This window comes from Methylobacterium sp. D54C, assembly GCF_053345595.1.
On record NZ_JBKFAK010000003.1, the window covers coordinates 229,073 to 249,674 of the forward strand.

18 protein-coding genes are annotated in these 20,602 nt (G+C 68.9%); 8 read left to right on the top strand and 10 right to left on the bottom strand.

Features of this window, described 5'->3' with window-relative positions; translation table 11 throughout:
- Positions 1-307: 307 nt before the first annotated feature.
- On the top strand, positions 308-1,000 hold the full coding sequence (locus tag ACLBYB_RS10195; RefSeq protein WP_020092017.1) for a hypothetical protein: 693 nt from the start codon (positions 308-310) through the stop codon (positions 998-1,000).
- 5 nt (positions 1,001-1,005) lie between these two features.
- Here ACLBYB_RS10195 and ACLBYB_RS10200 read toward each other — a convergent pair whose 3' ends face one another.
- Positions 1,006-1,284 carry a hypothetical protein gene (locus ACLBYB_RS10200; protein ID WP_012319741.1) on the bottom strand — a complete coding sequence of 93 codons (279 nt, stop codon included), beginning with the start codon at positions 1,282-1,284 and terminating at the stop codon, positions 1,006-1,008.
- A gap of 471 nt (positions 1,285-1,755) precedes the next feature.
- Here ACLBYB_RS10200 and frc point away from each other — a divergent pair, with 471 nt between their 5' ends.
- Positions 1,756-3,033: a formyl-CoA transferase gene (gene frc / locus ACLBYB_RS10205; protein ID WP_020092016.1), complete on the top strand. Its 1,278-nt coding sequence runs from the start codon at positions 1,756-1,758 to the stop codon at positions 3,031-3,033.
- Positions 3,034-3,222: 189 nt separating this feature from the next.
- A complete protein-coding gene (locus ACLBYB_RS10210; RefSeq protein ID WP_447698687.1) occupies positions 3,223-4,155 on the top strand; it encodes a methionyl-tRNA formyltransferase in 933 nt (310 codons plus the stop codon).
- A gap of 12 nt (positions 4,156-4,167) precedes the next feature.
- Here the strand turns inward: ACLBYB_RS10210 and ACLBYB_RS10215 are convergent, their stop codons facing one another.
- Both ACLBYB_RS10215 and oxlT read right to left on the bottom strand, forming a co-directional pair.
- A complete protein-coding gene (locus ACLBYB_RS10215) occupies positions 4,168-4,839 on the bottom strand; it encodes a class II aldolase/adducin family protein (RefSeq protein ID WP_447698688.1) in 672 nt (223 codons plus the stop codon).
- Positions 4,840-4,952: 113 nt separating this feature from the next.
- On the bottom strand, positions 4,953-6,230 hold the full coding sequence (gene oxlT / locus ACLBYB_RS10220; RefSeq protein WP_447698689.1) for an oxalate/formate MFS antiporter: 1,278 nt from the start codon (positions 6,228-6,230) through the stop codon (positions 4,953-4,955).
- Between the two features lie 478 nt (positions 6,231-6,708).
- Here oxlT and ACLBYB_RS10225 point away from each other — a divergent pair, with 478 nt between their 5' ends.
- From ACLBYB_RS10225 to ACLBYB_RS10240, 4 genes are all read left to right on the top strand, one after another.
- The gene (locus tag ACLBYB_RS10225; RefSeq protein WP_020092012.1) at positions 6,709-7,401 is read left to right on the top strand and encodes a GntR family transcriptional regulator; all 693 of its coding nucleotides are present in this window, start codon (positions 6,709-6,711) and stop codon (positions 7,399-7,401) included.
- 398 nt (positions 7,402-7,799) lie between these two features.
- The gene (locus ACLBYB_RS10230; protein WP_020092011.1) at positions 7,800-7,946 is read left to right on the top strand and encodes a hypothetical protein; all 147 of its coding nucleotides are present in this window, start codon (positions 7,800-7,802) and stop codon (positions 7,944-7,946) included.
- 109 nt (positions 7,947-8,055) lie between these two features.
- Positions 8,056-9,129 (top strand): HD-GYP domain-containing protein, encoded by a 1,074-nt coding sequence (locus ACLBYB_RS10235; protein WP_447698690.1) that lies wholly within the window; start codon positions 8,056-8,058, stop codon positions 9,127-9,129.
- A gap of 153 nt (positions 9,130-9,282) precedes the next feature.
- Positions 9,283-9,777, top strand: a complete 495-nt coding sequence (locus ACLBYB_RS10240) for a CAP domain-containing protein (RefSeq protein WP_132366626.1) — start codon at positions 9,283-9,285, stop codon at positions 9,775-9,777.
- A 12-nt stretch (positions 9,778-9,789) separates the two neighbouring features.
- Here the strand turns inward: ACLBYB_RS10240 and recJ are convergent, their stop codons facing one another.
- The 7 genes from recJ to ACLBYB_RS10275 form a co-directional block, all read right to left on the bottom strand.
- Positions 9,790-11,607, bottom strand: a complete 1,818-nt coding sequence (gene recJ, locus ACLBYB_RS10245) for a single-stranded-DNA-specific exonuclease RecJ (RefSeq protein WP_447698691.1) — start codon at positions 11,605-11,607, stop codon at positions 9,790-9,792.
- A gap of 130 nt (positions 11,608-11,737) precedes the next feature.
- Positions 11,738-13,135, bottom strand: coding sequence for an NAD(P)(+) transhydrogenase (Re/Si-specific) subunit beta (locus tag ACLBYB_RS10250; protein WP_020092007.1), 1,398 nt, complete (start codon positions 13,133-13,135; stop codon positions 11,738-11,740).
- Between the two features lie 4 nt (positions 13,136-13,139).
- The gene (locus ACLBYB_RS10255; RefSeq protein ID WP_020092006.1) at positions 13,140-13,595 is read right to left on the bottom strand and encodes a proton-translocating transhydrogenase family protein; all 456 of its coding nucleotides are present in this window, start codon (positions 13,593-13,595) and stop codon (positions 13,140-13,142) included.
- Between the two features lie 24 nt (positions 13,596-13,619).
- Positions 13,620-14,849 carry a Re/Si-specific NAD(P)(+) transhydrogenase subunit alpha gene (locus ACLBYB_RS10260; RefSeq protein ID WP_447698692.1) on the bottom strand — a complete coding sequence of 410 codons (1,230 nt, stop codon included), beginning with the start codon at positions 14,847-14,849 and terminating at the stop codon, positions 13,620-13,622.
- A 207-nt stretch (positions 14,850-15,056) separates the two neighbouring features.
- Entirely contained in the window at positions 15,057-15,350 is a 294-nt protein-coding gene (locus tag ACLBYB_RS10265; RefSeq protein WP_020092004.1) for an aa3-type cytochrome c oxidase subunit IV, read from the bottom strand.
- 122 nt (positions 15,351-15,472) lie between these two features.
- A complete protein-coding gene (locus ACLBYB_RS10270; protein WP_091926654.1) occupies positions 15,473-16,834 on the bottom strand; it encodes an ABC1 kinase family protein in 1,362 nt (453 codons plus the stop codon).
- A 109-nt stretch (positions 16,835-16,943) separates the two neighbouring features.
- Complete coding sequence (locus ACLBYB_RS10275) at positions 16,944-18,815, bottom strand: M3 family oligoendopeptidase (RefSeq protein ID WP_447698693.1); 1,872 nt, start codon at positions 18,813-18,815, stop codon at positions 16,944-16,946.
- Positions 18,816-19,065: 250 nt separating this feature from the next.
- Between ACLBYB_RS10275 and ACLBYB_RS10280 the strand changes: the two genes are divergently transcribed.
- Complete coding sequence (locus ACLBYB_RS10280) at positions 19,066-20,550, top strand: sigma-54-dependent transcriptional regulator (protein WP_447698694.1); 1,485 nt, start codon at positions 19,066-19,068, stop codon at positions 20,548-20,550.
- Positions 20,551-20,602: the final 52 nt, after the last annotated feature.

Consider the following 20,602-nt stretch of genomic DNA (forward strand, 5'->3'; position numbering starts at 1 on the left):
GGGCCCAGAGCGGATCGGCCACCGCGATCGGCATCCTGGTGCGCACCACACAGGCTCAGGCAAGCAGGGTCAGCGATGATCCACGGCGATCCCCGTCAGACGAGACCAGCAGTCAGGATGCGCGCCAGAGGCTGGATGACGGCGACGCTGTCATCCCGGCCGGAATGCCTCGGTGGACGGGCGCTTATCGCCGCCGCGCGCGGCCGAGCCGCGTCGAAAAAAAACGCGTTCGTCACACAGCGACGGTCTCTCCCGGCGGGCGCGCGCGTTCTAGGTTCTATCGATCGCTCAACGCGAATGCAGGTTCATGAACGGACACGCCGCGGCACGATTTCCGGACGACCTGCGCGAAGCCCTGGCGCAGGCTCTGTACGATTGCGAGCGGACGGACGGGGAGGATCGCGCCGCCTGGACCGACACGGACCTTGAGGCCCGCCACCCGGGCCTGCGCGAGCGCTATCGCCGATCCGCCGACGCCCTGGCGGCCGGTCCGCTCGCGGACCTGATGGCCGCCCGCCATGCCGACGAGGAGGAACTGCGGGTGCTGCGCCGGCAGCGGATGTCGCCCGAGCGCGAGCGGGAGCTGCTGGAGGCGAACAACCGCCTCGTCGCCCGCGCCGAGGCCGCCGAGACGGCGCGGCACACCGCGGAGGAAGCGCTCGCGACGCTGCGCCGCGAGCGGGATGTCGCGCGGGAAGCCGAGGCGTTCTGGCAGCAATTCGCCTTCGACGCCGACGATCTCGCGACCCGGCGCCTCATCGAGCAGACCGACGCCCGCGCCGAGGCCGAGCGGCGGGCGATCGAGGAGCGTTGCCGACGGGAACGCGCGGAGGCGGCGCTGCGCCTGTTCGCTGACCGGGCCGACGTCATGCCCAAGGAGGGATGGGCGTCGGAACTGGCGAAGGCCAATCGCGACATCCCGCTCTGGTGGTTCCACGCGGCCCGCGTCGCCCTCGAGCCGCCGGACCTGTCCCGACCGACCGAGGGCGGCGAGGCCTGAACGCCTCAGGCCGCCGCAGGCTGCTTCGCGGGCGTGTCGCGGAACAGAGCCGTACAGCCGGAGCCGCGATGCATGCTCAGGATCGACGCGCGGTCGATCTCCGGGTGCGTCTTGAGCACCTTCTGAACGCAGGCGAGCACCCGCTCGTACTGCGCGGCGTCGTAATTCGGTTCGAGCGGGCTGACGGCGATGTAGGTCTCGACCACCAGGACGCGCTCGGCGCGGTCGTGGGCGACGTCGACGGCGATCCAGGACGACTTGATCAGGCTGGTGCTGGCGAGCATGGGCGTTCCTCGTGCAGCGTTACATCGTTTCACCCACGGCCGCGACGCGTTTTTCATCCCGCGGCTGGGGCAATTTTGGCGAAATCATGGACCGCCTGTCGGCGAATGCCAAGGGGTCGCCGCCCCGGACCCCATGCACGCTGTGCAGCGTGTTGAGCGCGAGCCCGCACCGGCTTACGGTCGGCCATCGGCCGGTGCCGGAGGTGTCCACAATAGGCACTCGCATCCGGCAAATGGCATGTGGTATACAAATTGGCGGACTCGTCACCCCGGGTCCGCGTGACGGTGTCGCGATACGACGGGACCGCGCTGTGGGAGGGAGAACAGACATGATCCGTTCGAGGATGGAAGGCCCCTGCCCCGCAGTCGCGGCACGCGCGTCACGGGCCCGTGCAGGCATCGAACCGATATCCCGCGCGGCCTGAGCCGCCCTCCGACATCCCCAAACCGACTCCAGCTCCGAGACCGATCATGACCAAGGCCCTCGAAGGCGTCCGCATCCTGGACTTCACCCACGTTCAATCCGGCCCGACCTGTACGCAGCTCCTGGCTTGGTTCGGCGCCGACGTCATCAAGGTCGAGCGGCCGGGCGCGGGGGACGCCACGCGTCAGCAGCTTCAGGACATCCCGGACGTGGACAGCCTCTATTTCACGATGCTGAACCACAACAAGCGGTCGATCACGCTCGACTCGAAGAACCCGAAGGGCAAGGAGGTCCTCTGGCGGCTGATCAAGGAATGCGACGTCCTGGTCGAGAATTTCGCGCCCGGCGCCCTCGCCCGCATGGGCCTGACCTGGGAGAAGATCCACGAGGTCAACCCGCGGATGATTCTGGCTTCCGTGAAGGGCTTCGGTCCGGGCCGCTACGAGGATTGCAAGGTCTACGAGAACGTCGCGCAGTGCGCCGGCGGCTCCGCGTCGACGACGGGCTTCCGCGACGGAATCCCGATGGTGACGGGCGCGCAGATCGGCGATTCCGGCACCGGCCTGCACCTCGCCCTCGGCATCGTCACGGCGCTCTACCACCGGACCCAGAGCGGCCTCGGCCAGAAGGTCGACTGCGCCATGCAGGACGGCGTGCTCAACCTCTGCCGGGTGAAGCTGCGTGACCAGCAGCGTCTCGCGCACGGGCCTCTCAGGGAGTACAGCCAGTTCGGCGAGGGCATCCCGTTCGGCGAGGCGACCCCGCGGGCGGGCAACGATTCCGGTGGCGGCCAGCCGGGCCGGATCCTGCGCTGCAAGGGCTGGGAGCAGGACCCGAACTCCTACATCTACGTCATCACCCAGGCCGCCGTCTGGGAGCCGATCTGCGACATCATCGGTGAGCCGGATTGGAAGACCGATCCGAACTACGCGACCCCGAAGGCCCGCCTGCCGCATCTCAACGAGATCTTCACGCGGATCGAGGCCTGGACGATGAAGGTGTCGAAGTTCGAGGTGATGGACACCCTGAACAAGTACGACATCCCCTGCGGCCCGATCCTGTCGATGAAGGAGATCGCCGAGGACGAGTCCCTGCGGAAGACCGGCACCATCGTGGAGGTCGATCACCCGACCCGCGGCAAGTACCTGACGGTCGGCAACCCCATCAAGCTGTCGGCGAGCCCGAGCGAGGTCACCCGCTCGCCGCTCCTCGGCGAGCACACCGACGAGATCCTGCGCTCCGTGCTCGGCTACTCCGAGGCCGAGGTCGGCGAGATCGCCGAGTCCGGCGCGATCGGCGCGGTCCAGAAGATCGCGGCGGAGTGATCGATCTCCGGCGATCCGGGGGCGAGATCCCGGATCGCCGATGTTACAATCCGGGGGCGTGCGTGAAGCGCGGCCCCGGATTCCGGGTGACGCCGTTCGACAGCCGGGGCACGGTCGCGCCGCCGAGCCCGCGTTCGGTCCGTTTCTCCCCGGCCCCGCTCAGGGTCCGGATGACACCCAGGAGCCTGCATGCGCATCGCCTTCATCGGTCAACAGGATTTCGGAAAAGCGGTCCTGGAGGCGTTCCTCAAACGAGGCGATGAGGTTGCGGCGGTGTTCTGCGCGCCCGAGAAGCCCGGCGCCAAGCCGGATGTCCTCAAGACGGCGGCCGTCGAGAAGGGGCTGACAGTCTTCCAGTTCCCCAGCCTGAAGAGCCCCGAGGCCGAGGACGCGATGCGCGGCCTGAACGCCGATATCGGCATCATGGCCTACGTACTCCAGTTCGCGCCGCAGAGCTTCGTCAACATCCCGAAGCACGGCACCATCCAGTATCATCCGAGCCTGCTGCCGCGTTACCGGGGCCCGTCCTCGATCAACTGGCCGATCGCCCGGGGCGAGTTGCAGACCGGCCTGACGATCTTCCGGCCGACCGACGGCCTCGACGAGGGTCCGGTGATCTTGCAGAAATCCTGCCCGATCGGCGCCGACGCGACCCTGGGCGACGTCTACTTCGACAACCTGTTCCCGATGGGCGTCGAGGCCATGCTCGAGGCGGCCGACCTCGTCGTGGCCGGCCAGCATGTCGAGATCGATCAGGACGAGGACGCCGCGAGCTACGAGGGTTGGTTCCGCGGCGCCGAGGCGGAGATCCACTGGTCGACCCACGCCGAGCAGATCTACAACCTGATCCGCGCGGCGAACCCGGCGCCCGGTGCCTGGACCACGCACGACGGCAAGAAGCTCCAGATCTTCGACTGCAGCCTGCATCGGATCCGCAAGCTCGCCGACGTCGTCGGCAAGCCCGGCGAGGTGATCGCCGTCGACGACGAGGGCTTCAGCGTCTGCGCGCAGGGCGGGCGGCTCGAGATCCGCAAGGTCAAGGCGGAGGGCGGCAAGAAGGCCGCGGCCGCCGAGTACGCCCGGGAGGCCGGGCTGGCGGTCGGTCAGTTTCTCGGGCGCTAGGTTAGCCGCACCTCAGGTCGTCTCCGGCGCGGTCGGCCGCGCCGCATTCAGACCGTAGCCGCGGAAGCGCTCGACCGTCGTGCCGATCTCGTCGTCGGACAGGATGATCGGCGTCCCGATCTGCCGTGCGACGGCGTATTGCTGGCAGAGCGTCTCCAGCTCGACGGCGAGCCACAGGGCCTTCTCCAGGCTCGCCCCGGCCGCGATCATGCCGTGATTGGCCAGGAGGCAGACGTTGCGGTCGACGAGCGCCGCGAGGGCGAGGTCCGAGAGTTCCGCGGTGCCGTAGGGCGCGTAGGGCGCGCAGCGTACCGTCGGGCCGCCGAAGGCCGCGATCATGTAGTGGATCGCCGGGATGGCCTCTCCGCAGATCGCGAAGGCGGTGCAGTAGACCGGATGCGCGTGGACCACCGCGTGGAATTCCGGACGGGACGCGAGGATGTCCCGGTGGAAGCGCCATTCCGATGACGGCTTCCGATCCGGCGCGTGGGTGCCGTCGAGACCCATCCGGACCACGTCGTCCGGTCCGATCCGTTCGGTGGGCACGCCCGACGGGGTGATCAGGAGCCCGTCGCGGAAGCGCACCGAGACATTGCCCGACGTGCCGCGGTTCAGCCCCTGTGCGTCGAGTGCCCGCGCCGCCGCCACGACGCCCTCGCGCGCGATCCGCTCGTCCCTGTCCATGCCCGATCTCCGGAAGGCCCGGTTCCCGGTATGCAGGAAGCCCGGCGCCGTAAAGACGGCGCCGGGCTCATTCGCTTCGGTTCGGCGCCGCGGCGCCGAGCGATCGGGGCCCGCTACTGCGCCAGCACCGGAGCGAGGCCCGCCTCGGGCTTCTTGGTGTAGGCGGCGCGCATCGGCTTGAGGACGAACAGCGCCAGCAGGGCCGCGAGGATGTTGAGGGCCGCGGCCGCGAGGAACACCGTGTGCCAGCTTCCGGTCATGGTCGTGAGCACGCTGGTGTAGGGAACGATCAGCGCCGCGGTGCCCTTGGCCGTGTAGAGCAGCCCGGCATTGGTCGCCGCGTACTTCGAGCCGAACGTGTCGCCGCAGGTCGCCGGGAACAGCGAGTAGATCTCGCCCCACGCGAAGAACACGAGACCGGTCAGCAGCACGAAGGCGACCGGATTCTGGCCGAATTGGCTCAGCGCGTAGATGCCCAGGCCCTCGATCGCGAAGGACAGGAACATCGTGTTCTCACGACCGATATGGTCGGAGACCCAGCCGAAGAAGGGGCGCGTCACGCCGTTGAGAACCCGGTCGAGCGTGGCCGCGAAGGTCAGCGCCGGCAGCGTAATCCCCAGGAGCGAGACCGGGACGTCGGCGATCTTGAAGTCCTTGGCGATCGGGCCGAGCTGCGCGGTGGCCATCAGGCCGCCGGCGGCCATCATGACGAACATCGCGTACATCACCCAGAAGATCGGGGTGCGGACCATCTCGGAGGGCTTGTAGTCCCGCTTCGACTGGCTGACCCGGGCGACTTCCGGAACCTGGCCCTTGGCCGGCGCGCGCAGGAACAGGGCGATCAGCATGACGATCACGCCCTGCCCGATCCCGAAGTAGAAGAAGGCCGCCTCGTAGCCCTGGGACTTGATCATCGCCTGGATCGGCACGACCGTGAGTGCCGAACCCGCGCCGAAGCCCATGGCGGTGATGCCGGCGGCCAGGCCGCGGCGGTCGGGGAACCACTTCAGCGAGTTGCCCACGCAGGTCCCGTAAACCGCGCCTGCACCGGTCCCGCCGATCGCGGCCGCGATGTAGAGCACGGTGAGCGAGTCCGCGTAGGAATTGATCACCCACGCGACGGCGCAGAGCAGACCGCCGAACAGCGTGACGATGCGCGGACCGTACTTGTCCACGAACCAGCCCTCGATCGGGACCAGCCACGTCTCGGTGACGACGAACAGCGTGAACGCCACCTGGATCGCCGCGCGATCCCAGCCGTGCCGCTCCTGCATCGGGCTCACGAAGAAAGTCCAGCCGTACTGCATGTTGGCAATCATGCACATGCAGACGACGCCGAAGGCGAGTTGCAGCCAGCGGCCGCGCCCAACCGGTTTGACGATCTCGGACATACCGTTCCCTCTTGGCAGTATTCTTGTCGGCGTTCGCGCTCGAGCCGGGCTTATGCCCTGCCACGGCGCAGCTTGTCAGAACAACGTGATCGGAATTCTTCGAAAAATTCTTGGCCCGCAGGCAAATAATCTCTGCAGTACAGCAGCATCCGTCGCCGAGTCGGCCTTGATGTCCGATGGTCGACGGTATGCCAGCAAGATGGTGCTGATTTAATCCCGGGGTGTCAATCAAACCTGCAAAAAAACACAGGTTCGCGACCGGGGATTAAATCGCCTTCCCGAACGTAACTCGCTAGGCGCCGGGTGATGGCCGCGCCGCGGCCAATTTTTCAGGTGCCGAGCGCCGGCAATGGTCACAGGTCTGTGGGACCGCTCCGCGATCGACTAGGATCTCGCAAAGGTTTGGGTTAGGTCGTTTGAGAGCGCACGACAGAGAATGCGTGCGAGACATCATGCGTGTGAGCTGACTGGACGAGGGATGTCGAATTCCGAACCGCTGAGCGTGAAGCCCATCGTCGCCAGCTCCAGTCTCCGGACATTGGCCTACGAGGCGCTCAAGACGGCCATCACCAACATGGACATCTACGGGCGTCCGGACGAGGTGCGGCTCGACGAGCGCAAGCTGTCGCAGGATCTCGGTGTCAGCCGCACCCCGGTGCGGGAGGCCCTGACGGTTCTCGAGCAGGAAGGCTTCGTCCGCTCCGAGGCCCGGCGCGGCGTCTTCGTGATCAAGAAGAACAAGCGCGAGATCGTCAGCATGATCCACGCCTGGACGGCGCTGGAGAGCATGGCGGCACGGCTCGCCTGCGCGCGCGCCACCGACGGCCAGCTCCGCTCGCTGCGCGAATCCTTCCCCGAGTTCTTCGAGGGCCAGCCGTCCGAACACATGGACGAGTATTCGGACGCGAACATCCGATTTCATCAGCGGATCATCGCGCTGGGTCACTGCGAGGCGATCGCCGATCTGACCAGCAATTTGCTCATGCACGTGCGCGGCATCCGCAGCACCGCGCTCCGGCAGGGCGATCGGGCGGAGCGCTCCATCCGGGAGCACGTCGCCATCATCTCGGCGCTCGAAGCCCGTGATGCCGATCTCGCCGAGAGACTCGTGCGCGAGCACGGTCTGGGGCTCGCGCAGCACGTCGACACCTACGGCGATTATCTGGATTGAGCGACCGTTCAGTACTCGCCTGACAGATCGTCCGGCCCGGACGGCACCTCGTGCCTGTGCGGCATGATGATGGGCCAAGGGCGCGAGCGGCGCTCGGGGGGAACCCTCCATCGCCGCGCCGGCTATCACGCGAGTTCAGCACGCGCCTGAATATAAATCGCGCGCAAGCGTTGATGCACTGCAGAACATGTTCGGCGAGGCCACGACCTTTCAAAGCTGATCAGTTGTGCATTTTTATGCATGACTGGGCAACAATCCGAACTTTGTGGGCTCGATCTGCGCGCCCCATGCATGTTCGACATAATCGGTATTCGTAATCTGGCATACCAAGTTGCGCAGCAGCATGGCACGCATTGCGTCGCAACATGAGGCGGTTCCAGACCGCGCCGGAGAATCCGATGATCGCCAGCTTCCTCGCCATCTTTGTCGCCTTCGCCGCCTGCCAGGCGCTGCTCACCGTCAAGTTCGCGGACTTCCTCTCCGCCGACCGGGCCCGGAACACTGTCGAGCCGACCGCCGACGTCGCGAACGCCAAGCTCGCCTGAAGTCAGAGCTGGATCCGCGATACCAGAGAGTGCGTAGGGGTAACGCTTTCCTCAAATTTTACGCGTAGGGTGAACCGATCGTTGACCGTGCGGGCGAGGAGCTACCGCGTTGGCCCTCGGCGCAGCCTCGGTTTTCTCGGACGGCCCCTTCGTCCTCCTCGTATCGGACCGCCCGTCCGAACGGTCGGCCCTTGAGCGTGCCATCGCGCTCGTGATGAACTGCTGGGCGATCCCGCCCGGCGCGCCGCTACCGTCAGGCCGCCCGCACCTCGTCATCCTCGACCTGCCGCCGGCCCAGACCGCCAGAGTGCAGTCGACCCTCCCCCACCACGGACCGCCGGTTCCGCGCCTCGTCCTCGTGCGCGGCGAACCCATGCCGGCTACCCGCTATCTGCGTCAGCTGCCGGCAGCCTCGCCCCGGCAACTCGTTCTGGCGAACGTCTTCGCCATGATCGAGGAGGCGACGCGGTCCGCAGAGCTGCGGCAGCGCCGGCTCCTGGAGCGCGTCTCGGGCGCGACCGCCGTCGTCGCCGAGATCTTCGACAGCGCCGCTCTCGGGGCCCGGCTGCAGCGCGCCGACGCGGATCGCGGGACCGAGTTCGTTCTGGCGGCCATCTCCGAGGTCGGGATCTCCGAGTGGCTTGCCGAGGTCTGGCGCCACGAGATCGGCGTCTATCAGCACACCCTCGGCGTCGCGGGCCATGCCGCCACGTTCGGCTCGCAGATCGGGCTCGGTCAGACCGATCTCGCACTGCTGGTGCGGTCGGCGCTCCTGCACGACATCGGCAAGGCGCGCATCCCCGTGGAGATCCTCAACAAGCCGGGGCCGCTCAACGCCGAGGAATTGCGGCTGATGCAGCGCCATCCCGACATCGGCGCCGATCTGCTCCGGGCGCACGGCGATTTCGAGGACGCGGTGATCGACGTGGTCCGCCACCACCACGAGCGTCTGGACGGGAAAGGATATCCCGATCGGCTGTCCGGCCCCGCGATCTCCGACCTCGTGCGGATCGTGACGATCTGCGACGTGTTCTCCGCGCTGACCGAGCGGCGGACCTATCGGCAGCCCGCCTCGCCCGCCGAGGCGCTGTCGATCATGACCGACAGCGCCGGGCATCTGGATCCGGATCTCCTGCGGGCTTTCGCGCCCTCCATGCTCAAAGGCAGCGCCCTGGCGGCCTGAATCCGCAGCGTGAATTCGCGGCCTGATCCGCGGCCGGGCGTGGCTCTGGCGCCACGCCGGTCGGCGGGATCCTGCCGGCGCGCCGCGCGCCGCGCTTTCGCCGCAACCGCGCCGGAGGGAAGCGATCCCGTCTCACGCAACGCCGTCCGGACCGTGCCCAAACTCAGTCGCGCCATCGCCGCCACCCTCCTGCTGGCCCTCGCCGGGTGCGGCGGTCTCTCGGTCCTTCCCGAGTCCTCTGTCGAGAACGCGACGCACACCGCCGTGCTCGACGAGGTCGCGGCCGCCGCGGCGATCTCGGCCTACCGGGTCCAGCACGGCCTGAGCCCGGTCGTGGTCGATCCGGCTCTCGTGAAGGCGGCCGCCTTCCAGGCCGGCAACAACGCCCGCCGCGGCCAGCTCAGCCACGACGTCGGCGGCAGCTTCACCTCGCGCATGGCGTCGGCCGGTCTCGCGAGATCCTGGGCAGCCGAGAATCTCAGCGCCGGATCCGAGACCCTGGAACAGGTGCTCGCCCGCTGGAAGGCGAGCCCCGAGCACAACAAGAACATGCTGCTCCCGCAGATCCGCAGGATCGGGATCGCCCGGGTCGATGCCCCCACGACGCGGTACAAGCGCTTTTGGGCGCTGGTGATGGCCGGGACCTGACGCCGGGGCGTCTCAGGGTTCGGACGGCGCGAGATCGACGATCCGGAGCTGGGCGCGCTCGGCGCCGCGCCAGCGGTCGCAGGACAGGGTCCCGGCCACGTGCATCTCCCGGCCGATCCCGTTCAGGAGGGCCAGGCCGAGCGGCCGTTCGGCCGCGCGGAAGCAGATCGCCCCGACCACCTGACCGTCGCGGCTGCGCAGTCGCGCCCTGACATGGTTCGAGCCGACCACGCCGGCATCGACGAGGCGATGCCGGCCCAGCACGAAGAGCGGCTCGGGCGCGCCCTGGCCGAACGGGCCGGCCTGCTGCAGCAGCCGGACCGTCTCCGCGGTGGCGCCGCCGGCGCTGAGGCCGCCGTCGATCAGCAGGGCGTCGGCCGCGCGGGCCACCGCGACGCTCGCCCCGAGCAGCATCGCCAGGTGCGCCTCGAAGCGCGGGATGTCGTCGGCCCGCACGGTGACGCCGGCCGCCATGGCGTGGCCGCCGCCCTTGCTGGCGAGCCGGGCCTCGACGCAGGCGCGGACCGCGAGCCCGAGATCCGCGCCCGGGATCGAGCGCCCAGAGCCCGTGGCGGTGCCGTCCGGGCGGATCGCGAACGCGAAGGCCGGGCGGTTGAAGCGCTCCTTCAACCGCGAGGCGATGAGGCCGACGATGCCGGGGTGCCACTCGGCGCTGGCGGTCACCAGCACGGTGCGGGCCGGATCCAGCGTCAGCGCCCGGTCCATCTCGGCCTCGGCCTCCTGGACGGCCTGCGCCTCGATCGCCTGGCGCTCGCGGTTCAGACGATCGAGGTCGGCGGCGATCCGGGCCGCCTCGCTCGGGTCCGCCGTGGTCAGCAGGCGGGCGCCCAGTGCCGAATCGCCGATGCGGCCCCCGGCATTGATGCGCGGCCCGAGGACGAAGCCGAGGTGCCAGGCTTCCGGCGGCTCGCCGAGCGAGGCGGCGTCCAGCAGCGCCGCGAGCCCGGTGCGGCCGCGATGGCGCATCACCGTGAGGCCCTGGGTCACGAAGGCCCGGTTGAGGCCCGTGAGGGGCACGACGTCGGCAACGGTCGCCAGGGCGACGAGATCGAGGGCGTCGGTGAGCTGCGGTTCGGGACGATGGCCGCCGAAGAAGCCGTCCTGCCGCAGGGCGCGGTTCAGCGCGACCAGGGTCAGGAACACGATGCCGGCGGCGCAGAGATGGCCGAGGCCCGAGAGGTCGTCGAGGCGATTCGGGTTGACCACGGCGCGGGCCGGCGGGAGCACCTCGGAGGCCGCGTGGTGGTCGAGGACGATGACGTCCAGGCCGGATTTCTCGGCCTCCTCCAGGGGCGCGTGGCCGCTCGTCCCGCAATCGACGCAGACGAGGAGCGTCGCGCCCTCGGCCGCGAGCGCGGTGATCGCCGCGATGTTGGGTCCGTAGCCCTCGGTGATCCGGTCGGGAATGTGGATCGGCGCGCGCAAACCCAGCTCGCGGAGGTATCCGGCGAGCAGGGCCGCGCTCGCGGCGCCGTCAACGTCGTAATCGCCGAAGACCGCCACGGTCTCCCCGCGCTTCACCGCCCGGACGAGTCGGCGGACGGCCGCCTCCATGTCGAGCAGCGTGTCCGGATCCGGCATCAGGTCCCGCAGGCGCGGCGCGAGGTGGCGGGGCGCCGCCTCCGGTACGATCCCGCGTCCCGCGAGCACCCGGGCCAGCAGTTCCGGCAGGCCGTGGGCCTGGACCATCTTGGCGATGTGATTCTGGACGGCCGCGCCGCCGCAGCGCTCCTGCCAGCGCCGGCCGGTCACGGAGGCGGCCACACCCAGGAAGGGCGGCAATTCGGCGAGGAGCGGAGCGGACGACACGGGGCCACCCTACACCGGCCGGCGCGGGGAATCTTGCGCCCCGCCGCAACAGCGACGGCGAACCCGATCGCCACAACGAGAAAGGGCGGGCATCGCTGCCCGCCCCTCGACGCTGCCGGAGACCTGGGTCTCAGAGCGACTTCAGCACGCTGTCCACGACCTTCTTGGCGTCGCCGAACAGCATCATGGTGTTGTCGCGGAAGAACACCTCGTTCTCGACACCCGCGTAGCCGGAGCCCATGCCGCGCTTGATGAACAGCACGGTCTTGGCCTTCTCCACGTCGAGGATCGGCATGCCGTAGATCGGCGAGGCCTTGTCGGTCTTGGCGGCCGGGTTGGTGACGTCGTTGGCGCCGATCACGAAGGCGACGTCCGCCTGCGGGAACTCACCGTTGATGTCCTCCAGTTCGAAGACCTCGTCGTAGGGCACGTTGGCCTCGGCGAGCAGCACGTTCATGTGGCCCGGCATGCGGCCCGCCACCGGGTGGATGGCGTACTTCACGTCGACGCCCTCCTTCTTCAGCATGTCGGCCATCTCGCGCAGGGAGTGCTGCGCCTGGGCGACCGCCATGCCGTAGCCCGGGACGATGATGACCCGCTCGGCGTTCTTCATGATGTAGGCCGCGTCGTCGGCCGAACCCTGCTTCACGGGCCGGGTCTCGACCTGGCCGGTGCCGGCCGCGGCGGTGTCGCCACCGAAGCCGCCGAGGATCACCGAGATGAACGACCGGTTCATCGCGTGGCACATGATGTAGGACAGAATCGCGCCCGACGAGCCGACCAGCGAGCCGGTGATGATCAGCGCGAGGTTGCCCAGGGTGAAGCCGATGCCGGCCGCCGCCCAGCCCGAGTACGAGTTGAGCATCGACACGACCACCGGCATGTCGGCGCCGCCGATCGGGATGATGATCAGGCCGCCGAGCACCAGCGAGGCGATGACGATCAGCCAGAAGATCGCCTTCGACTCGGTGCCGATGAACAGGGCGATCAGCAGCACGAGGCCGGCGGCCAGCAGCGCGTTGATGAGGTGGCGCTGAGGCAGCATGATCGGCTTGCCGGACATGCGCCCGTCGAGCTTGGCGAAGGCGATCACCGAGCCGGTGAAGGTGATGGCGCCGATGGCCACGCCGAGACCCATCTCGAACAGCGACTGCTTGTGGAAGTGCCCGTTCTCGATGATGCCGAACGCTTGCGGTGCGTAGAGGGCGCCCGCGGCCACGAAGACGGCCGCGAGGCCGACCAGCGAGTGGAAGGCCGCCACGAGCTGCGGCATCGCGGTCATCGGCACGCGCTTGGCGATCACCGCGCCGGCGCCGCCGCCGAGCCCTAAGCCCAGCAGGACGAGGATCCAGGCGCCGGCACCCGCCGGCGGGTGGCCGACCAGCGTGGTCAGGATGGCGAGCCCCATGCCGACCATGCCGTACAGGTTGCCCTGCCGGGAGGTCGTGGGGTGCGAGAGCCCCCGCAGCGCCATGATGAACAGGACGCCGGCGACGATATAGAGAAGGGAGGAGACGTTCTCTGACACCGGCTCAGCCCTTCTTCTTGTACATGCCGAGCATGCGCTGCGTGACGAGGAAGCCGCCGAAGATGTTCACGCTGGCGAGCACGATGCCGATGAAGCCGAAGAACCGGGCGAGGCCCGTGCCCTTCTCGATCAGCGGAACGCCGACCGCCAGGATCGCGCCGACGATGATCACCGACGAGATCGCGTTGGTCACCGACATGAGCGGGGTGTGCAGGGCCGGGGTCACCGACCAGACCACGTAGTAGCCGACGAAGATCGCCAGCACGAAGATCGCGAGCCGGAACACGGTCGGATCGACCGCGCCGCCGGTGGCGGCGCTGAGCCCGTGGCCCATGCCGTCGGCGATGACCTGCGCCTGGTCGGCGGCGTTGCGCGCCACCGCGGCCGCGGCGCGCGCGGCGTCGGCCAGCACGCGGGCCTGATCGGCCGCCTGATCGGGAGGGACGATGACGTTTGCCATTCTGCTACTCCTCTCGGCCAGGCTTCACTGCGCGCCTGCCGGGGTGGCCGCACCGGACGCCTTGCTGGCCTCCGACTTGGCCAGCCCCACGGAGGTGGCTTCCGAGGCTGCGCCATCGGTCTTGGGCTGGAAGGATGCGTGGACGACCGAGCCGTCGCGGGTGAGGTTCGTGGCCTTCACCAGCTCGTCGTCCCAGTTGATGGCCAGCGCCTTCGATTCCTTGTCGATCAGGGTCTCGACGAAGGCGTAGAGGTTGCGCGCGTAGAGGCTCGACGAGGTGGCGGCGAGCCGCCCCGGCACGTTGACGTGGCCGACGATCTTCACGCCGCGATCGTTCGTGACGACCTCGCCGGCCTTGGCGCCGGCGACGTTGCCGCCGCGCTCCACCGCGAGATCGACGAGGACCGAACCCGGCTTCATCGACGCCACCATCTCCTCGGAGACCAGCTTCGGCGCTGGCCGGCCCGGGATCAGCGCGGTGGTGATGACGATGTCCTGCTTGGCGATGTGACCCTTGACCAGCTCCGCCTGCTTCTTCTGGTACTCGGCCGACATCTCCTTGGCGTAACCGCCGGCCGTCTCGGCCTGCTTGAATTCGTCGTCCTCGACGGCGACGAATTTGGCGCCGAGCGATTCGACCTGCTCCTTGGTGGCGGGCCGGACGTCGGTGGCGGTGACGACCGCGCCGAGCCGGCGGGCTGTCGCGATGGCCTGGAGGCCGGCCACGCCGACGCCCATGACGAAGACGCGGGCGGCCGGCACGGTGCCGGCGGCGGTCATCATCATCGGCATGGCCCGCCCGTACTCGGCGGCGCCGTCGACGACCGCGCGGTAGCCGGCGAGATTCGCCTGCGAGGACAGGACGTCCATCACCTGCGCGCGGGTGATGCGCGGCATCAGCTCCATGGCGAAGCCGTCGATCCCGGCCTCGGCCATCGCCTTGAGGGCGTCCTCGTTGCCGTAGGGGTCCATGATCGCGATCACGGTGGCGCCGCGCTTCAGCTGCGGCAGCTCCTCGGCGCTCGGGCGCCGGACCTTGAGCACGAGGTCGGCATCCCCGGCGGCATCGGCGGCGCTCCCGGCGATGCTGGCGCCGGCGGCCTCGTACTCGGAATCCAGGATGCCGGCCTTCTGGCCGGCCCCGGACTGCACCACGACGTCGGCACCGAAAGTCTTGAACTTCTTGACGGTCTCAGGAACCGCGGCGACGCGCGGCTCCGCGGAGTCCGTCTCGGACAGCACAGCAATGCGCATGCGAGGGTTCCCCTGGAAAAGCTCGGCCTTTCGAATGCGCGAACCGGCGCAGCTTTTCGAGAGGCGGATCTACGATACCGCGATGGATGCGGCCGGAATGTAACTTGCGCCCAATTTAATTGCCAACAATGTGTCAGCGTCCCGCTCGGCGAACGCGAGCGGGTTCGTCATCCGCGGCGACGCTCGACGCCGCCGCCCACGGCCCTCTCAGGCGAAGAACAGGTAGAGGACCAGGAGAATGCCGACGACCAGCGGGGCCTTCCACCCCACGGCCGGCGCGAGGGCGCCCACCGCGCCCGCGGCTCCGGAGGCGATCACGCCGACGATGGCCAGCAGCCACGCCTCGCGGATCCCGCCGATGGCGAGGGCCAGCACCCAGCAGATGACGACGCCAGTGGCGATTTCGACGAACCGGACAAATCCGCGATAGGTCTGCTCGTGCGTCGTCGCGTCCATCGCCGGGCTGTAGGTGTGCCCGGCCACCGTGTCACTCTCGGCCATCGTGCGCTCGTTTCCCTAAGACGCGACTTCTTGCGGTCGCGGTCGGATGTAGCTCAAGCGTTTACCTGCCGCAATCGGACGCACGCAAGTTGATCGCTCTCCCGGTGGATCTTCGCGTCGAATCAGGCCGGTTTCGGCAGACCGGCTTCGGTGAGCGCCCGGCCCTGGCGTTTCGTGAGTTCGTCCAGCGAGAAATGCTCGATCTCGGCCTCGAACAACCGGTGGTAGTTGAGCTCAGATCTGAGGTGGAGGAACACGGCGCCCAGCCCTACGGCCGCGCGATCCATGAAGACGAATTCCTGCGGGACAGTCACGGGCCCGCGCTCCTTCAGGGCCTGATGGACCTGGAAGGCCTGTCGGCGACCGTACTCCCCCGGCTTCACGCCGTCGGCGACGGTGCGGGTACGGTCTTCGAGCAGCGGCCCGTAGATGAAGCGGGCCCAGATGTTCAGGATCTCGATCTTCTCCTTGTCGAGATCCTTGAATCCCCAGACCTCGTAGGCGTGGACGATGCGGGCATCGTCGTTCTCCAACAGGCCGCGGTAGAGATCCACGACGCCGCCGACGAAGCGCGGATGGAAGATCCGGACGCAGCCGTAGTCCAGCAGGTTGATTCCCGCGGCCTCGCCGGCGTCCGAGAACACGGTGTAGTTGCCCAGATGCGGGTCGCCGTGGATCACCGCCGCCCGGCTGAACGGGTGCCACCACGCCTTGAACATCGCCTGGGCGATCCGGTTGCGCACCTCGACCGGCTCCTCGGCGAAGCCCAGGATCTTGTCCCCGTCGAGCCAGCCGAGCGTGAGCAGGCGCTTCGTCGAGAGCTCCGGAAAGACGCGCGGCACGCGCACCGCCGCGATGTCCTTCAGCACGGCCCCGTAGAGCGCCGCGTGCTTGGCCTCGCGCTCGTAGTCGAGCTCCTCGCGCACCCGGGCGCCGATCTCCTTCGCGATCTCGCGCGTGTCGAGCCACGTGTTCATCCGGCGGTGCAGCGCGAACGCGACCTCCAGCTGCTTCAGGTCGGCCTCCACGGCCGACTGCATGTCCGGGTACTGAAGCTTGCAGGCGAGCCGTTCGCCGTCCTTGGTGGTTGCGCGATGGACTTGGCCCAGCGAGGCCGCCGCCGCGGGTTTGAGGTCGAAGCTGCCGAAGCGCTCCTGCCAGCCGGCGCCGAGCTCCGACTGCATCCGGCGCCGGACGAAGGCCGCGCCCATCGGCGGGGCGTCCGCCTGAAGCTTCTGCAGCTCGGTCGCGTATTCGGGCGGGAGCAGGTCCGGAACGGTGGCCAGCAGCTGGGCCACCTTCATGATCGGGCCCTTCAGGCCGCCCAGCGCCTGCGCCAGGGCGGCGGCGTTGGTGGTGCCCTCCTTTCCGAACAGCCGTGCCACGGCCATCCGGGCGGCGACGCCGCCGACGTTGGCGCCCACGCTGGCGTAGCGCCCGGCGCGGGCGGAGAAGCGGTTGGCTTCGCGGTCGGTCTCGGCCATCACTCGATCTGCTTGTCTGACGATGATGCGCAGATAAGCCGCCCCCGGCCGCGAACCAGGGGCGTGGGTCCCTGCGCCGCGGGGGTCGACGGGGTCCGCGGCGCTCGGCTCAGGCCTGTCCTTCCATGCTCTCGAGCTCGACGATCATGCTCTCGATCATGCCGAGCCCGATCTGCCAGAAGCCCGGGTCCTTGGCGTCGAGGCCGAAGGGCGCGAGCAGCTCGCCGTAGGGTTTCGAGCCGCCGGCCGCGAGCAACGCGAAGTAGCGGTCCACGAAGCCGTCCTCCGCCCGGGCGTAGACGCCGTAGAGCGAGTTCACCAGGCAGTCGCCGAACGCGTACGCGTAGACGTAGAACGGCGAGTGGATGAAGTGCGGGATGTAGGCCCAGAACGGCTCGTAGCCGGAATCCAGCGTGATGGCCGGACCGAGCGATTCTGCCTGGACGGACAGCCACAGCGCGTTGATCTGATCAGTGGTCAGCTCGCCCTTGGCGCGGGCGAGATGGACCTTCCGCTCGAACGAGTAGAAGGCGATCTGGCGCACCACCGTGTTGATCATGTCCTCGACCTTGGCGGCGAGCATGGCCCGGCGCTGGGTCGTGTCCGTGGTCGCGGCGAGGAGCCGACGGAAGGTCAGCATCTCGCCGAAGACGCTCGCCGTCTCGGCCAGCGTCAGGGGCGTCGGCGCCATGAGGGCGCCGTTCGGCCCGGCGAGCACCTGGTGGACGCCGTGGCCCAACTCGTGCGCCAGCGTCATCACGTCCCGCGGCTTGCCCTGGTAGTTGACCAGCACATAGGGGTGGACGGAGGGCACGGTCGGATGCGCGAAGGCGCCCGGCGCCTTGCCGGGACGGGTCGGTGCGTCTATCCAGCGCTCGTCGAAGAAGCGCCGCGCGATCCCCGCCATCTTCGGCGAGAAGGCGTCGTAGGCGGACAGCACCGTGTCGCGGGCCTCCGTCCACGGGATCGTGCGCTGCTCGACGCGGGGCAGCGGCGCGTTGCGGTCCCAGTAGGGCAGCGCCTCCTGCCCGAACCACTTCGCCTTGAGCGTGTAGTAGCGGTGGGACAGGCGGGGATAGGCCGCCCGCACGGCGTCGACGAGGGCTTCCACCACCTCGGGCTCGACCCGGTTCGACAGGTGGCGCGCGTCCGCGACGTCCTTGAACCCGCGCCAGCGGTCGCTGATCTCCTTGTCCTTCGCCAGCGTGTTGGTGATGAGCGTGAACACCCGCAGCTGACCGCGCAGGACCGCGCTGATCGCGCCGGCCGCCTCCTTGCGGACCGCGCCGTCCGGATCCTGAAGCTTGTTGAGCGTCGGCTCCAGCGGCATCTCCTCGCCCTGCACGGTGAAGCGCAGCGCGGCGATCGTTTCGTTGAACAGCCGGTCCCAGGCGGCGTTCGACGTGACCGACTTCTCGAGGAACAGCTTCTCGGTGCGATCGTCGAGTTGGTGCGGCTTCTCCCGCCGCAGGTCCTCGATCCACGGGGCGTAGTGGGCGAGCGGCCCTATGGCCATCGCGGCGTTCATGGCCGTATCGTCGACGCGGTTCAGCTCCAGGGCGAAGAAGAGGAGATCCGCCGAGGCGCTGGTCAGCCGCTCGCGGGTGTCGCCGTAGAACTTGGCGCGCGCCTCGTCGGTGGTGTCGCCGGAATAGACGAGACCCGCGAAGGACATGAGCTTGCCCAGCAGGTCCTCGATGCCCTCGTAGGCGCGCACCGCCTCGGCCAGCCGCGCGGACGCGTCCGGGCCCGCGGCGAGCTCCGCGATCCGGCCGGCGTAGGTCTCGGAGAAGCGGCGGCACTCCTCCTCGGCGCGGGTCATGTCGCCGGAGAAGTTCGGATCATCGAGGCCGGAATAGAGATCCGTGAGGTCCCATTCCGGAAGATGGCCGAGGTCGGCAGCCTTCGCGGCGGCGCGCGCGGCACTCACGCCCTCCGGCAGGCGGACAGTCACCGGCGAGGCGGTGTGGCTCGGCATCATGGTGTGCAATCCTCTCCAAGGGCCCCGGCCCCGTACCCTGATATCGAGCGTGCCGCCACGCGTTCAACGCGGAGGGACCGTCGGACCGGCGCGCGATCGGTGACGACGCGGCGCAAACGTCGTTAAGCGGCACTTTACGACTGTCGGTCACCCTACGGCTCGAAACGAAACAGTCGCCGAATCGGAAGGCCGCGACCGGGTCGAGCCCGCGTCGCGTGTCCGGCCTTCGCGCGCCGTTCAGGGAGCCGCCATGTCCGCCACCGTGCTCATCGTGGATGACGATCCGGTCCAGCGGCGCCTGGCCGAGGCGGCCGTGCGCCGTTTCGGCTTCGAGGCGCGGATCGCCGAGACCGGTGCGGACGCGCTGACCCTGCTGCGATCCAAGGGTGCGGATGTCGTGCTCCTCGACCTCGTGATGCCGGGGCTCGACGGGCTCGGTGTCCTGGCCGAGATGCGCAAGAGCGGCCTCGCCACGCCGGTCATCGTCCAGACCTCCAACGGCTCCATCGACACGGTGGTCAGCGCCATGCGGGCCGGCGCCGTGGATTTCGTGGTCAAACCGGCGGGCGCGGAGCGGCTCCAGGTTTCGATCAAGAATGCCCTGCGGGTCGACACGCTCGAGGAGGAGGTGCGCCGCATGCGCCGCCGCGCCTCCGGGGCGCTCACCTTCAAGGATCTCACCTCGAAGAGCCCCGACATGGAGCGGGTGATCCGCCTCGCCGAGCGGGCGGCGAAGTCGAACATCCCCGTTCTGATCGAGGGCGAGTCCGGCGTCGGCAAGGAGGTCCTGGCCCGGGCGATCCAGGGGTCCGGCGACCGGCGCGGCAAGCCGTTCGTGACCGTCAATTGCGGGGCGATCCCGGAGAACCTGGTGGAATCCACCCTGTTCGGCCACGAGAAGGGGGCGTTCACCGGCGCCACCGAGAAGCACGCCGGCAAGTTTGTCGAGGCCTCGGGCGGGACCCTGTTCCTGGACGAGATCGGCGAGTTGCCCCTCGACGCGCAGGTGAAGCTGCTCCGGGCCCTCCAGGAGGGCGAGGTCGATCCCGTCGGCGGCAAGCGCTCGGTGCGGGTGGACATCCGGCTCGTCTCGGCGACGAACCGGTCGCTGCTCGACCTCGTGAAGCAGGGCAAGTTCCGCGAGGATCTCTACTACCGCCTGAACGTCTTCCCGATGACGCTGCCGCCCCTGCGGGCGCGCCGCGAGGACATCCCGGACCTCGTCCGCTCGTTCTGCGCGCGGTTCTCGGCCGAGGAAGGCAAGCGCGTTCGGGCGATCAGCCCGGAGGCCATGGCCCTGCTCACGCGCTATCCCTGGCCGGGCAACGTCCGGCAGCTGGAGAACGCCCTGTTCCGCGCCGTCGTGCTGGCGGACGGCGACGAGCTGACCGTCTCCGAATTCCCCCAGATCGCCGCGCAGGTCGAGGGCTTCGACGTGCGGATCCCGGCAGCGCCGGTCCAGCCGCAGATGCCGGCCTACGCCCCCGAACCGGTGCGGGAGATCGTCCGCGTCGAGGTCCGCGACCCGCACGCCATGTCGCTCGTCGCCGAGGAGACCGGCGAGATGAAGCCGATGGACGTCCTGGAGGCGGAGATTATCCGCTTCGCGCTTCAGTTCTACCGGCAGCGGATGTCCGAGGTCTCGCGCCGCCTCGGCATCGGACGCTCCACCCTCTACCGCAAGCTCAAGGATCTGGGGCTGGAGGAGGACGACAAAACCGAGGACGCGGCCTGATCGAGCGCGGCGTGCGCTAGCGCACCGCGCGCATTCGTTTTGGCCACGGTCG